The sequence below is a fragment of the Fundidesulfovibrio sp. genome, from assembly GCF_058402725.1.
Window position 1 is genome coordinate 1 of the sequence record NZ_JBZVFJ010000116.1, and the last position, 12,800, is coordinate 12,800.

Here is a 12,800-nt window from a genome sequence, read left to right on the forward strand (position 1 = left end):
GAATCGAACCGACGACCTCTTGAATGCCATTCAAGCGCTCTCCCAACTGAGCTACAGCCCCACACGGGAGAACTGCTTCTGCCAGCGTCCTGCGGATTCGTCAACAGCTTTTTTCCCACCCGTCGAAATTTTCTTCACCCCTTCCCTCCCCGCCACCACCCCTGCTACATCTCCACTTGCCGGAGGACATCGTGACCGAGCTCATCAAACGCCTGCTCCTCAAAGCCGTATGGCTCGCCGTGGTGTTTCTGGGCATCACGCTCATCAGCTTCTGGGTCATCAACCTCGCGCCCGGCAAGCCCACGGACCTCCAGACCGACCTGAACCCCCTCATCACCCCCGAGGCCATCGAACGCCTCGAAAAGCTCTACGGCCTCGACCAGCCCATCCACGTCCGCTACAGGCTCTGGCTCGAACGCCTCGTCAAGCTCGACTTCGGCAACGCCCTCACCGGCGACCGCCGCCCCGTCTGGGACAAGATCAGCGAGCGCCTGCCCCTCACCGTGGGCATGAACCTCGCCGCCATGATCCTCACCCTTGCCCTGGCCATCCCCATAGGCGTCACCGCCGCCGCGCGCCACAACGGCCCCTTTGACCGCGCCTCAACCGTCTTCGTCTTCCTGGGCTTCGCCATGCCCGGATTCTGGCTGGCCCTGCTGCTCATGCTGGGCCTGGGCATCGCCTGGCCCGTACTGCCCATCTCCGGCGTCACCTCCCTGGACCACGCCTCGCTCTCCGGCCCCGCCAAAGCCTTGGACATCGTCCGGCACCTGGCGCTGCCCATGTTCATCTACGTCTTCGGAGGCCTGGCGGGCATGAGCCGCTACATGCGCTCGGCCATGCTGGAGGTGCTCCGGCAGGACTACATCCTCACCGCGCGCGCCAAGGGGCTCTCCGAGAGCGCGGTGATCTACCGCCACGCCCTGCGCAACGCCCTGCTCCCCGTGATCACCCTCCTGGGGCTCTCGGTGCCGGGGCTCATCGGAGGATCGGTGATCATCGAACAGATCTTCTCACTGCCCGGCCTGGGGCAGCTCTTCTACCAGGCCGTCATGAGCCGGGACTACCCCCTGATCATGGCCAACCTTGTGCTTGGGGCCGTGCTCACCCTGGGCGGCAACCTCCTGGCCGACGCGGGCTATTCCCTGGCAGACCCGCGCATCCGCTCCGGAGGCGGCCGTGGCTGAGGGGTTCGCGCGCCGCGCGTTGCGCCACCCCATGTTCGTGGCCGGGCTCCTCATGGTGGGCGTGGTCTCGGCGGCGGCGCTCCTGGCCCCCTGGATCGCCCCTCACGACCCCGTGGCCCTGGACGTGGAGAACATCCTGCGCCCCCCCGGGGCCGCCCACTGGCTGGGCACCGACGCCCTGGGGCGCGACGTGTTCTCGCGCCTGGTGCACGGCGGGCGCGTCTCCCTGTGGGTGGGCTTCCTGGCCGTGGGGCTCTCGGTGGCCGTGGGCCTGGCCTTCGGGCTGGCCTCGGGCTACTTCGGCGGCATCGTGGACGAGGCCATCATGCGCGGCGTGGACGTGATGCTCTGCTTCCCCTCGTTCTTCCTGATCCTGGCCGTGATCGCCTTCCTGGAGCCAAACCTGGCCAACATCATGATCGTCATCGGGCTCACTTCCTGGATGGGCGTGGCCCGGCTCGTGCGGGCCGAGGCCCTCACGCTCAAGGGGCGCGATTTCGTAAGCGCGGCCCGGCTGGCAGGATGCGGCCCGGCGCGCATCCTGGCGCGCCACATCCTGCCCAACGCCGCCGCGCCGGTGCTGGTGTCGGCCACGCTGGGGGTGGCAGGGGCCATCCTCACCGAGTCGGCGTTGTCGTTTCTGGGGCTGGGCGTGCAGCCGCCCACGCCCTCGTGGGGCAACATGCTCCTGGAGGGCAAGGAGGTGCTGCAGATCGCGCCGTGGCTCTCGGTGTTCCCGGGGCTGGCCATCCTGGTGACAGTGCTTGGCTACAACCTGCTTGGGGAGTCCCTGCGGGACTTGCTGGACCCCAGGCTTCGGCAGTAAGGGCATCCCCGTGATCGAATTTCTGAGAATACGCGACCTGGCCCTTATCGCCGACGTGGAGTTGGAGTTCTCTCCCGGGCTCAACGTGCTCACGGGCGAGACGGGCGCGGGCAAGACCTTCGTGCTCAAGGCCCTGGAGTTCCTCACGGGCGAACGGCTCGCGCCGGACATGGTGCGCCCCGGGGCCGACAAGGCCCTGGTGGAGGCCCTCTTCGTGCTGGAGGGACGAGAGGTGATCCTGCGCCGGGAACTCTCGGCCGGGTCCGGCCGGGCCAGGCTCTCCATCGACGGCCAGCTGGCCGCGTCCGACGCGCTGCGCGATCTCAAGCCCCGGCTCCTCCTGCACGCCAGCCAGAACGGCCAGCAGAAACTGCTCTCTCCGGCCTTCCAGGCCCGGCTCCTGGACCACTTCCTTCCGGAACAGGCCCTGCTGGAGGAGCGGCGAGAGCTTTCGCGCCGCCTGACCGGCGTGGAGCGCGAGGCCAGGGAGCTGCGCGAGCGGGTGGCCCACCTGGAGGACCGGCGCGAGGTGCTGGAGCTCAAGCGCGCGGAGATCGACAAGGCGGCCCCGCGCGAGGGCGAGGAGGAGGAGCTTCTGGAGCGCCAGCAGGCCCTGCGCCACGCGCGCAAGGCCCGGGAGGCCCGCGAGGCCGCCCTGGACCTCCTGCTGGGCGAGGAGGGCGCGGGCGCCGTGCTGGGGCGTCTGGAGCGCGAGCTTGGCCACCTGGCCCAGGCCGGAGAACCCTTCCAGGCCGACCTGGACGCCGTGCGCGAGGCGCGCCTGGGCCTTTCGGACCTGGCCCAGCGTCTGCGCCAGGGCGGCGCGGGCTCCTCGGACGACCCCGAGGCCGTGGAGGCCCGCCTGTGGGAGCTGGCGCAGCTCAAGCGCAAGCTCAAGCTCTCCATGCCTGAGATCCTCTCGCTGCACCGCGAGATCGAGGCCAACCTGAGCTTCCTGGACAACGCAGGGCTCGACCTCAAGCGCCTGGAGCGCGAGGCCGGAGAGCTGCGCGCGGCCCTGGGGCGCACCCTCTCGCGGCTGGACGACGCCCGCCGGGAAGCGGCCGGGGCGCTCTGCGCGCGCATCGAGGAGGAGCTGCGCGGCCTGGGCTTCTCCGAGCACGTGCGCACGCTCTTCGAGTTCGCGCCCGCGGAGCTTTTCCCCGCCGACGCCGGGCACGAGGCCCTCACGGAGCTTTCGGCCAGGCTGCTCTTCGCGCCCAACCCGGGCCAGCCGCCCCGCCCCCTGGACCGCATCGCCTCGGGGGGCGAGCTGTCGCGGTTCCTCCTGGCGCTCACGAGCCTGCGCTCCGAGAACGACGAGGCCGTGCTCATCTTCGACGAGGTGGACGCAGGCATCGGCGGGCTCACGCTGAACCGCGTGGGCGAGCGCCTGAAGGCCCTGGCGGCCGAACGCCAGATGCTCCTGATCACCCACTGGCCGCAGCTGGCGGCCCTGGCGGAGCGCCACTTCCAGGTGGCCAAGCACGTGGCCGACGGCCAGACCGAGACCACCGTGACGCGCCTCACGGGCCGCGCCCTCTCCGAGGAGCTTTCGCGCATGGCCGGGGGCGGCGAGCAGGGCCGTGCCATGGCCGAGAAGCTGCTCTTGCCCCTGGGATAGACACAGCGATCCACCCGTAGCGCATCGCTTGACACATTGCGCCAGGCACGTCATGATGAGGTTGTCCATACCACCTCGCCTGATTTGACTAAGGGTGCAAACATGGATCAGCCGGACGTTCCGGCAACCCCACCGGAACCTGAAACAGGCGCTGAGCCTGCCCTGCCCCCCGTTCCGCTCGGCAGAGCCTTGTGGCGCACCATCTGGATAGCCGGGACCTTGACCATGGGGGTGGGGGCTCTCCTGCTGCCCCCGGAGTCTCACGAGGGGCGGCCCCTGGCCTACGCCGTGGGCGCCTGCGCGCGTCAGGCCATGGGCTGGGGGCTACTGGCGTTCCCGGCCGCGGGCTGGTTCTTCCTCTCCAGCCGGAGCCTGCACCGATTTTCCGCCCCGCGCGACGGCATCCTCTTCCTGTTGCTCTGTGTCCAGGCGGGTCTGGCCACGTGGACGCTCAGGTCGAACTGGGCCGTTGCCCTCTGCGCCCTGTGGGGCGCGCTCTGGCTTCGAAGCGCAAACAAGTCCGTGATGCGCGCGCTCGGTCAGGAATGGATGACCCTGGATATGCGAGACCATCCCAAACGGCCTCCCGGAAGCACCGACGGCCGCATACTGCTGGCCCTCTCGCTGAGAACGTTTTGCAAAACGTGCTTCTTGAGCATCTTGGTGAATTATCCGTTCGGATTAATCGGTTCCGCCGGGAGTGGCACAACATACGACCCCACGCTGTTTTTCACCATACGTTCCTGGAACCTAGCAGCCTTCTTCGCCCTATGCGACGCCGCTTATATTATTTATGAAGGACTCCAGGCATGGTACTTCCTCAGCCGGATACTCGTATTCTCGCTACTTACGGTTGTCACGTTTCTTCCTGCCGTGTTCAATTCTTCAAATGATCTCGGCCTGTTCGGAGCACTCGCCATCTGGACGGGGTTGGCGTCCGTGTGCTTTACCGTGGCGCTAATCCGCTGGCAAAAACGGCTCGGAACTCCTGCTCCTGACGCTCCCCCCGGGGCCTGACCGCGCCCGGCCGTCTCCCCCTGTCCGACGGCGCGCCGTCCTGAAACGCTTTTCAGCTTCCTGCCCGCACGAAACCGCCCCCCCCCGGGTACGGGGCGATGGCCCCCGGAACCGTCTTGCCCCACTTGACTGCATGAATAGCACACAATACAGAATCGCCAGTAGATATTGTGCCGGAGGAACGCCTTGAGCGCAGAGCAGGCAACAAAAATCGGCGGACAGGCCTCCGGGCATGGCCGGGACGATCCGCCTTCCGGCCAGAACCCCGCGCAGGCCTGGACGCCGCAGCCCGGCAAAAGGCGTATCTTCCTTCTGCTTTTGCTGCACCTACTGCCCGTGGCCGCCGGGTTCCTGTTCGCCTTTGGGCAACCTGCGGCGACGCGCCTGTGGCCCTCCCTGCCGTTCCATCCCGGATGGGCCGCCCTGGCGGCCTGCCTGACGCCCGTCGCGCCGCCGGCGGGCGCGGGGGCGCTCCTCTGGCTTGCGCCCCAGGCCCTGGACCAGACGCTGGACGGTTTTTTCCTCACCCTGGCGCTGGGCCTCGCGGCGTTGAGCCTGGCCCAGGAAGTCAAAAGGCAACGCCTGGCCCGGCTCGCCAAACGCAACACCCATGAAGCGTGAGGCGGCCTCCACGGCCGGGACGGCCGCACGCGCGGACGGCGGATCGCCTTCCTGCGCGCACGACGGGATGGCCTGCGGACAAAAAACGCCCCGCCCTTCTTGTCCGCCCCCCTGCCCACCAATTGGCAGGTCCCTGGCCCGGACGCTCCTGGCGGGCTACGGCCTGGCGCTGCTGCTCGGCGTCGGCGTATGGGCGCTGAACCCGCTGCGCACGGCGGACTGGCCGGACCCCACGAGCCACCTCCTGGCCCTGGCGCTCTGGTGCAGCCTTGTGACAGTCCCGGCCTGCGCGGTGTTCTTCCTTTCAAGCGTTGGCCCAGCCCGGTTCTCGGCCCGGCGCGACGCGATCTTGCTGCCGGTGATGGCCTCGCACGCTGCGCTCTCGGCGGTGTTGGGCCAGTGCATGAGCCTGACGCTGAAGCTGGGCGTGCCCTGGGGCCTGGGCGCGGGGGGCTGGCAGATGCTGGGCAAGGTATGGATTTGTCTGGCGCTGTGGGCCTGTTCCGAGTTTGTCCCCGCAATGCTGGGGCATCCCTGGGCCGGAGGGGGGGGCTCCGGGCGCGCGGCGAAACCGCCCGATCTGCCTGACGCCCGGTCCGTCACGGCCCTCCTCCTGGCCCTGGCCTTCAAAGGGACCGCGATCCTCACGTTTTTCGAGCTGCTGGGCTCCTGGATGGTCGGCGGCCTGTTCCTGCAGTTCTCCAAGGCGTTGCCGCGCGTTGACGGCACACCGGGGTATGCAGCCCTTATGGCGGCGTTATACCTGGACGGCGTGCTCCAGCGGTCGTTCACGCGCTGGGGCACGGCGCGCAGGCTGCTTCTCTTCATGCTCCTGACGGGGGCCTGCGCGGCTTTCGTGTGGGCGCACGACAGGAGCGCCGGGCCGCTTGTCCCCGGAGCGGCGTGGGCGGCCCTGGCCGCGCTGCATCTGGCGGGGCTTCGCAAGCAACACCAACCCGCGCGAGCGGACGGCGAGGAGACGACGCCATGACGGACCCCTCGGAAACCCAGACCCCGGCCGGGAGCGGCGACGCCCCAAAGGAGCACAGGCCGCTCTCGCCGGGCCGCGCCCTCGCCTTGACCGTGGCCTTGGGATACGGGTTGGCTTTTATCCTGGGCCAGAGCGTTTCCGGGCAACCCTGGGCGGTCTCGCCCGGGGGGAGCGACGCCGGGCCGCAGATTCTGGCCACCACGCTCTGGTTCAGCCTGTGCACGGTTCCTATCGCGGCGGTGCTCTTCCTCTCCAGCGTGAGCGAACCCCGCTGTTCGGCCCAGCGGGACATCCTGCTGCCGCCCGTGCTGGCCGCGCACGCCGCGCTCACCCTGGGCCTCGTCCTGACCTTCCCGGACGCCCGCGAATCGGCGGTCCTGTTCGGGACGCAGCTGGCCAGGGTCTGGGCGTCCGTGGCCGCCGGGGCCTGCATGCTCGCCGTGCCGAGTCTTCTGGGGCAGAGCTGGGCGGGCCGGGCCCTGATGGGCCTCCCGTCGGAGGGGCCGAGCCTGCCCTGCGCGCGATCGCTGGCGGCCATCGCGCTCGGGGCGCTTTGTTTCTGGGTTTCGGGAGAAACCTTGACGCTCGCCATGTCCCGCGCCATCCAGACCGGCGGAGTGGGGGGCTTCCCCGGGCAGCCTGCGATCCCCCATTCGCCCTGGCTGGTACTCGGTCTGATGGCCGGAGGGCTCTGGCGCGCCCTGCACAGGGCGTTCTGGGGGTGGAGCGTGGTCCGGAGGCTGGCCCTCTCGGCGGTTTTCGGGGCGATGCTGGCGTGCGCGCTCTGGGCGGGCACGCTCTGGGCGCAGCCGCCCGCGCTGCCCGCCTGGGCGCTGTGGGCCGTCTGGGGCGGCTTCACGGCCGGGAGCCTCTTCGGCTACCTGGTGGCGACGCAGCCGCATCACCTCAGAGCGCCTGCTTCTCCCGGGACGCGTCCAGGGCCTTGATCGGGGCCACGTAGGCCCGGATGGCCCGCGCCGCCGCGTGTCCCACCAGGCCCATGCGGGGGATGCCCGTCATGGGCAGCGCGCCCTCTATCAGGTCCGCCGCGCCCTCCAGGCGCTGGGCCGTGCCCGTCAGGCGCTCCAGGAGCGCCGCGCCCAGGGCCGGGCAATCCTGCGCCCGGGCCGAACGCCACAGCGAGAGCGTGTCCTGGCACTCCACATAGAGCAGACGTGCCGTCACCAGCCCGTAGAACACGTGGAGATCGGCCTTGCCGTCGAGCACGTCGCGGCTCATGGGGCCGGCCATGGCGTCCAGCTCGGGCAGCAGGCGCTCGAAGGCCTGGGCCCCGGGGCGCAGGGCCTCGGCCAACGCGGAAGGGTCCTGCGCGGCGCAGGGCGCGGCGGCCAGGGCGCACAGGGCCGCCAGCACCCCGCAGGCCGCGCCACGCATTGACTTCAGCCACCTTCGAACGTAAGCCCGTTGCCGGCCGTTCAATCCCTCTTCCGGAGTTTCCATGCTCGACCTCCTCACGGCCGTGGGCATCAGCCTGGCGGGTTTCGCCCTCCAGGTCTGGCCCCGGCTGATCAACCGTTCCTTCGGCATCGACACCTGGCGCTTCACCCTGCTGGCCCAGGCCATCCGCGACACGAAGCGCCTCCCCGAGAGCCTGCCCCACAAGTACATCGTTCCGGGCTCAGTGGACAACCCGCCGCTTCTGCCGTGGCTGTGCTCGCTTCTGCCCAAGGACTGGCTCGACCGCAACCAGGGACTGATCTCCCCTGCCTTCGACGTGCTGGGCAGCCTCACGGTCTACGCCATGGGCTATGCGGCCTCGGGCCAGGCCGCCGGGGGACACTTCGCCCAGCTGGCCTACCTCCTCACCCCCGTGGTGCCCCTGGAGGCCTCCAACCTCTCGCTGCGCACCCTGGGCAGCCTGATCTTCACCTGGGCCATGCTCTCGGTGCAGGCCTATGTGATCCACCCCGTCTGGTGGACCTTCCTCCTGGGCGTGGCTGGCGTCTCGCTCCTGGCCATGACCCACCGCATGGCCATGCAGGTGTTCTTCTTCACCCTCTTCTGGATGGCCATGGCCACGGGCGACGTGCACCACCTGCTGGTGTTCGCCGTGGGGCTCATCGTGGTGCTCTTCGCCTCCAGGGGGCTCTACCTGCGCTACCTGCGCGGGCATCTGCTCATGATCAGCTTCTGGATGTACAACATCCACAACCGCCTGGCCCATCAGGTGCGCGGCAACCCCACCAAGGAGCGCAAGCACACCGACTTCGTGCGCCGCATCGAGCACCTGATCTGGACCATCCCCGTGGCCCCATTCCTGGCCGTGAACCCCTGGATCCTCTACACCTTCTGCGCCCTCTTCAGCGTGCTGCCCGGCGCGGCCGACCCGTGGATGAAGTCCTTCACGCTCTGGAGCGCCACGCTCTTCGGCCTGGGCATCTTCTTCAACCTGCCGCTCACGCGCTTCCTGGGCGAGGGACAGCGCTACCTGGAGTTCGGCACTTCGGCGGCCGCCGCGGTGGCCGGGGCCATGGTCCTCAAGTTCCAGGGCAATCCCGCAGTGTGGAAGGTGGTGTCCTACGCGCCCTGCCTGATCGGCCTGGGCTGCCTGGCCATCATCCTGTTCTTCCAGGTGAAGCTGGTAGTGAAAAACCCCGACAAGTCCATCACGCCGGCCCTGCGCGCGCTCATCGACCACCTGAACTCACGGCCCGAGCCCGTGCGCCTGGCCTGCCTGCCCCACGGCCTGGCCGACGCCGTCACCTACTTCCTGGACAACGGCCAGGTGCTGCTCTCGGACAACTCCGTGGGCGTGTGGGAGCTGGGCGACTGGTTCCCGCTGATCACCAAGCCCCTCACGGAGATCGCCGCGAAGTACCGCCTCAACGCCTTCCTGGTGTCCACCAACTTCGTCACGCCGGAAGAGCTGGACCTGCCCGGGTTCGAGGTCACCTTCCGCCAGGACAACCTGATCCTCTTCGAGCGCAAGGCCTAGGGGAAGGCCATGGGCAGACGTTTGGATTCGGTGTTCATCGCCACCTGCTCGGACATCCTGGACGAGTCCGGGGCGACCATCCGGCACAACAGCCCGGCGTGGCCGCTCATGGACTACTTCTCCCGGCGCTGCTCCCGGGTGAGCGTGCTGGAGCTCTCCGTGCCGCGCAAGGGCATGGTCAACCGGCCCCAGCTCACCTCCTTCCGGGACGGACGGCGCACCGGCTTCCGCACCTGGGGCCCCCTGGCCACACGGCCCTTCGCCGTGTCCGACGGCGCGGCCGGGCCGCGCACCTTCCTGCGCCTGAAGCTGCGCGACCTGGCGGCCTGCCTCTGGGCCGCCTCTGCGGAGCGCGGCGGCTTCGACCTGTTCATCGGCGTGGAGTCGCTCCTGGCGCTGTGCGGGGGCTACCTCAAGAAGCTCGGCAAGGTGCGCGAGAGCGTCTACTACATCTCGGACTGGTCGCCCTGGAAGTTCTCCAACAAGGCCCTCAACAAGGTCTACCTGGAGATGGACCGCGCCGCCTGCCTGCTCTCGGACCACATCTGGAACTACACCGACGCCATCGAGCACGCCCGGCGCGACATCCTGAAGTTCGACGACACCCACTTCGGCCGCCAGCACCGCGTGCCCTTCGGCTTCATCCCCGACGGCGCCACCCCGCCCCCCGACGGCGAGGTGGACCTGAACCGCCTGGTCTTCTGCGGCGGCATCGGCCCCGAGAACGGCCTGGACGTGATCGTGGAGGCGCTCCCCGGCATCGCCCGCAGGCTGCCCGGCATCCGCCTGGACGTGCTGGGCGACGGCCCGGACCTGCCCCGCCTCAAGGAGCGCGCCCGGGAGCTGGGCGTGGACGGGCGCGTCACCTGGCACGGCTACGTCACCGACCGCGCGGCCATCCTCAAGGCCCAGCTGGGCACGGCCCTGGCCCTGGCCCCCTACGCGCCCCTGGAACACAGCGTGAAGCGCTTCGGCGACGTGATCAAGATCCGCGAGGCCATCGGCTGCGGCCTGCCCGTGGTCACCACCCGCGTGCCGCCCTCCCACAAGGAGGTGCTGGAGAAGAACCTGGGCCGCGTGATCGACTACTCGCCCCAGGCCCTGGAAGAGGCCGTGGCGGAGCTGCTCTGCGACCGCGAGCGCTACTTCGCCGTGCGCGCGGCCGTGCTGGCCGCCTCGGGCGACAACCTCTGGGAAGCCGTGTACGGCCGCACGCTGGCGGCCATGGGCTACGGCGCTTGACCGCGTTCACGCGCCGGACTAGGTAGGCACACCATCATGGCAGATGTCCTTCTCTTCAATTCCACCATCAAGCTCGGGCATACCGCGCGGGGCATTCAATACTACCCTCCCGTGGGCCTGGGCTACGTGGCCGCCGCTCTGGAAGCCCGGGGCATCTCCACCGCCATCTGCGACCTGGGCGTGGAACCGCTGGGCGTGGAGGAGTGCGCCGCCCTGGTGGCGAAGCTCAATCCGAAACTCGTGGGCATCTCCTCGGTGTCGCCCCAGATCCACAACACCATGCGCCTGGTGCGCGGCCTGCGCGCCCGCTTCGGCAACACCATCTCCATCGCCCTGGGCGGCTACCACATCTCCAACGACCCCACCTTCCTAGAGCGCTACCCGGAGGTGGATTTCGGCGTCGCCGGAGACGGCGAAATCACCTTCCCGGACCTGGCCGAACGCGTGCTGGGCGGCGAGGAGGTCAAGGGCCTGCACACGGGCGTGCAGGTGCGCTCCTTCGACGACGTGCCCTACCCCGCCTACCACCTGCTGGACATGGAGCGCTACAAGGCCATGGGGCTCACGCGCTACCCCACCCTGGCCACCCGGGGCTGCCCATTCAGCTGCATCTTCTGCTCGCGCTCTCCCGCCGCGCGGCGCGTGCGCTTCCGTTCGCCCGAGAACCTCATCGGCGAACTGGAGCGCTACCACACCCAGTTCGGCGGCTGGTATGAATTCATGGACGAGTCCTTCACGCTGCGCCGCGACAACGTGGTGGCCATGTGCGAGGCGCTCATCCGCTGGGGCAAGCCCATCCGCTGGTCGGCCGGGAGCCTGCGCCTGGACCAGGTGGACCGCGAAACCATGCGCCTGATGTGGGAGGCCGGCTGCCGCACCTTCTTCGTGGGCGTGGAATCCGGCAACGAGCGCGTGCGCAACGACGTGATCCGCAAGAAGCTGCGCGACGACGTGCTCATCAAGGCCTTCCGCGTGCTCGACGAGTTCGGCTTCGAGGTGGAGGCCTCCTTCGTGATCGGCCACCCCACCGAGACCGAGGAGGAGCTGGCGCAGACCTGCTTCTTCCCCGCCAAGCTCAAGGACATGGGCATCCGCTGCCTCACCCAGGTGGGCATCAAGCCCGCGGTGCCCATGCCCGGCTCCAGGCTCTGGGACATCGCCATCCAGGAGGGCCGGATCGCCCCCGACTTCCTGGACCGCTACATCAACTTCGAATACGGGGAAGACTTCTGGAAGGTCTGGCCCACCTACGTGCCCGACGGCCTCACCCAGGAGCGCATGAACGAGCTGCGCAAGAAAGGCTACATCGCCTACTACCTGCGCCTCTCCTATGTGCTCTGGCGGCTCAAGCGCAATCTTCTCTCCCCCGACCTCCTTCTGGCCGACCTCAAGGACTGCTGGTCCATGCTGACCAAAGGCCACTCCACCGTTAGCCTGAGCGACTAAGCCATGACCTCCTTCCGCAAGACCGCAGCCCGCAACATCCCCGAAGGCTTCGACCTGGAGAGCCACCCCAAGGTGGCCATCATCGTGGAGACCACCATCCCCCCGGTGTCGCGCGCCAACCTGCGCATGTACTGGCTGGCCCGCGAGATCATCGCCCAGAAGAAGGCCCTGGTGAACATGGTCGCCCCCAGCCGCGACCTGGGCTCCCGGCGCTCCTACTTCACCGAGTGGATCTGGATGAACCAGTACCCGGGCTTCGGCAAGCGACTCTACGGGGCCATGCGCCTGCCGGTGCGCCTGTGGCACTTCCTGGCCTCCATCCTCTCCATCGTGGCCCTTGAGGCCTGGTACCGCCGCAGCGGCGCGCGCGGCTTCTGCGCCGTGCACGCCTGGAACCCCCTGGCCGGCATGGCCGCCGTGGTGGCCGGGGCCATCATCCGCCGCCCCGTGTTCCTGGATTTCACCGACTTCTACTCCGACATCGCCCGCACCGACATGCCCTTGCTGGCCAAGCCCCTGGTCTGGCTGGAGAACCTGGTGCTCTCCCGGGCCAGGCGGGTCTTCGTGGTCTCGGAGTCCATGCGCGAACACCTGGTCAGCCGCAAGGGCCTCGCCCCGGAAAAGGTGGTGGTGGTCCCCGACGGCACCGACGCCCAGACCTTCCGCCCCGGCCTGGACGGCAGCGCCGTGCGCCGCAAGCTGGGCCTGGGCGAAGACACCCCGCTCATCGTCTTCCACGGCGACATCAAGCACGACGACGGCGTGGACGTGCTCATGCGCGCCCTGGCCCTGGTGCTCAAGACCCGCCCGGACGCGCGCCTCCTGGTGCTGGGCGGCGGCGGCCCCTACTTCCAGAACGAGATCCGCCCCCTGGTGGAGAGCCTGGGCAT

The 12,800-nt window shown here is 69.0% G+C and carries 12 protein-coding genes; 11 read left to right on the top strand and 1 reads right to left on the bottom strand.

The annotated features are described in order from the left end of the window. Window positions 1–191 precede the first annotated feature (191 nt). From ACV4UX_RS14005 to ACV4UX_RS14035, 7 genes are all read left to right on the top strand, one after another. A complete protein-coding gene (locus ACV4UX_RS14005; protein ID WP_491593896.1) occupies window positions 192–1,187 on the top strand; it encodes an ABC transporter permease in 996 nt (331 codons plus the stop codon). Then, window positions 1,180–2,013 carry an ABC transporter permease gene (locus tag ACV4UX_RS14010; RefSeq protein ID WP_268885673.1) on the top strand — a complete coding sequence of 278 codons (834 nt, stop codon included), beginning with the start codon at window positions 1,180–1,182 and terminating at the stop codon, window positions 2,011–2,013. Before ACV4UX_RS14005 ends, ACV4UX_RS14010 begins: the two co-directional genes overlap by 8 nt. Window positions 2,014–2,023: 10 nt before the next feature. After that, window positions 2,024–3,637 carry a DNA repair protein RecN gene (locus tag ACV4UX_RS14015; RefSeq protein ID WP_491593897.1) on the top strand — a complete coding sequence of 538 codons (1,614 nt, stop codon included), beginning with the start codon at window positions 2,024–2,026 and terminating at the stop codon, window positions 3,635–3,637. Between the two features lie 189 nt (window positions 3,638–3,826). Continuing rightward, complete coding sequence (locus ACV4UX_RS14020) at window positions 3,827–4,654, top strand: hypothetical protein (protein ID WP_491593898.1); 828 nt, start codon at window positions 3,827–3,829, stop codon at window positions 4,652–4,654. A 186-nt stretch (window positions 4,655–4,840) separates the two neighbouring features. After that, the gene (locus ACV4UX_RS14025) at window positions 4,841–5,275 is read left to right on the top strand and encodes a hypothetical protein (RefSeq protein WP_491593899.1); all 435 of its coding nucleotides are present in this window, start codon (window positions 4,841–4,843) and stop codon (window positions 5,273–5,275) included. A 67-nt stretch (window positions 5,276–5,342) separates the two neighbouring features. After that, window positions 5,343–6,266, top strand: a complete 924-nt coding sequence (locus ACV4UX_RS14030; protein WP_491593900.1) for a hypothetical protein — start codon at window positions 5,343–5,345, stop codon at window positions 6,264–6,266. Then, a complete protein-coding gene (locus ACV4UX_RS14035; RefSeq protein WP_491593901.1) occupies window positions 6,263–7,213 on the top strand; it encodes a hypothetical protein in 951 nt (316 codons plus the stop codon). Before ACV4UX_RS14030 ends, ACV4UX_RS14035 begins: the two co-directional genes overlap by 4 nt. On the opposite strand, the gene ACV4UX_RS14040 is transcribed toward ACV4UX_RS14035, so the two are convergent. Continuing rightward, window positions 7,173–7,661, bottom strand: coding sequence for a hypothetical protein (locus tag ACV4UX_RS14040; protein WP_491593902.1), 489 nt, complete (start codon window positions 7,659–7,661; stop codon window positions 7,173–7,175). The two genes, ACV4UX_RS14035 and ACV4UX_RS14040, sit on opposite strands and share 41 nt — an antisense overlap. 64 nt (window positions 7,662–7,725) lie before the next feature. On the opposite strand from ACV4UX_RS14040, the gene ACV4UX_RS14045 reads away from it, so the two are divergent. The 4 genes from ACV4UX_RS14045 to ACV4UX_RS14060 all read left to right on the top strand — a co-directional run. Then, window positions 7,726–9,222 carry a hypothetical protein gene (locus tag ACV4UX_RS14045; protein WP_491593903.1) on the top strand — a complete coding sequence of 499 codons (1,497 nt, stop codon included), beginning with the start codon at window positions 7,726–7,728 and terminating at the stop codon, window positions 9,220–9,222. Window positions 9,223–9,231: 9 nt separating this feature from the next. Continuing rightward, a complete protein-coding gene (locus ACV4UX_RS14050) occupies window positions 9,232–10,464 on the top strand; it encodes a glycosyltransferase (RefSeq protein WP_491593904.1) in 1,233 nt (410 codons plus the stop codon). 36 nt (window positions 10,465–10,500) lie between these two features. After that, entirely contained in the window at window positions 10,501–11,910 is a 1,410-nt protein-coding gene (locus ACV4UX_RS14055; RefSeq protein WP_491593905.1) for a B12-binding domain-containing radical SAM protein, read from the top strand. 3 nt (window positions 11,911–11,913) lie between these two features. Continuing rightward, on the top strand, window positions 11,914–12,800 hold an 887-nt coding region (locus ACV4UX_RS14060), incomplete at its 3' end, for a glycosyltransferase (protein ID WP_491593906.1).

What these genes read in the sequence shown, in the direction of transcription:
- ACV4UX_RS14030 (WP_491593900.1), top strand. Translation starts at nt 5,343, where the DNA reads ATGGCCTGCGGACAAAAAACGCCCCGCCCTTCTTGTCCGCCCCCCTGC.
- ACV4UX_RS14035 (WP_491593901.1), top strand. Translation starts at nt 6,263, where the DNA reads ATGACGGACCCCTCGGAAACCCAGACCCCGGCCGGGAGCGGCGACGCC.
- ACV4UX_RS14040 (WP_491593902.1), bottom strand. Translation starts at nt 7,661, where the DNA reads ATGCGTGGCGCGGCCTGCGGGGTGCTGGCGGCCCTGTGCGCCCTGGCC.
- ACV4UX_RS14045 (WP_491593903.1), top strand. Translation starts at nt 7,726, where the DNA reads ATGCTCGACCTCCTCACGGCCGTGGGCATCAGCCTGGCGGGTTTCGCC.
- ACV4UX_RS14050 (WP_491593904.1), top strand. Translation starts at nt 9,232, where the DNA reads ATGGGCAGACGTTTGGATTCGGTGTTCATCGCCACCTGCTCGGACATC.
- ACV4UX_RS14055 (WP_491593905.1), top strand. Translation starts at nt 10,501, where the DNA reads ATGGCAGATGTCCTTCTCTTCAATTCCACCATCAAGCTCGGGCATACC.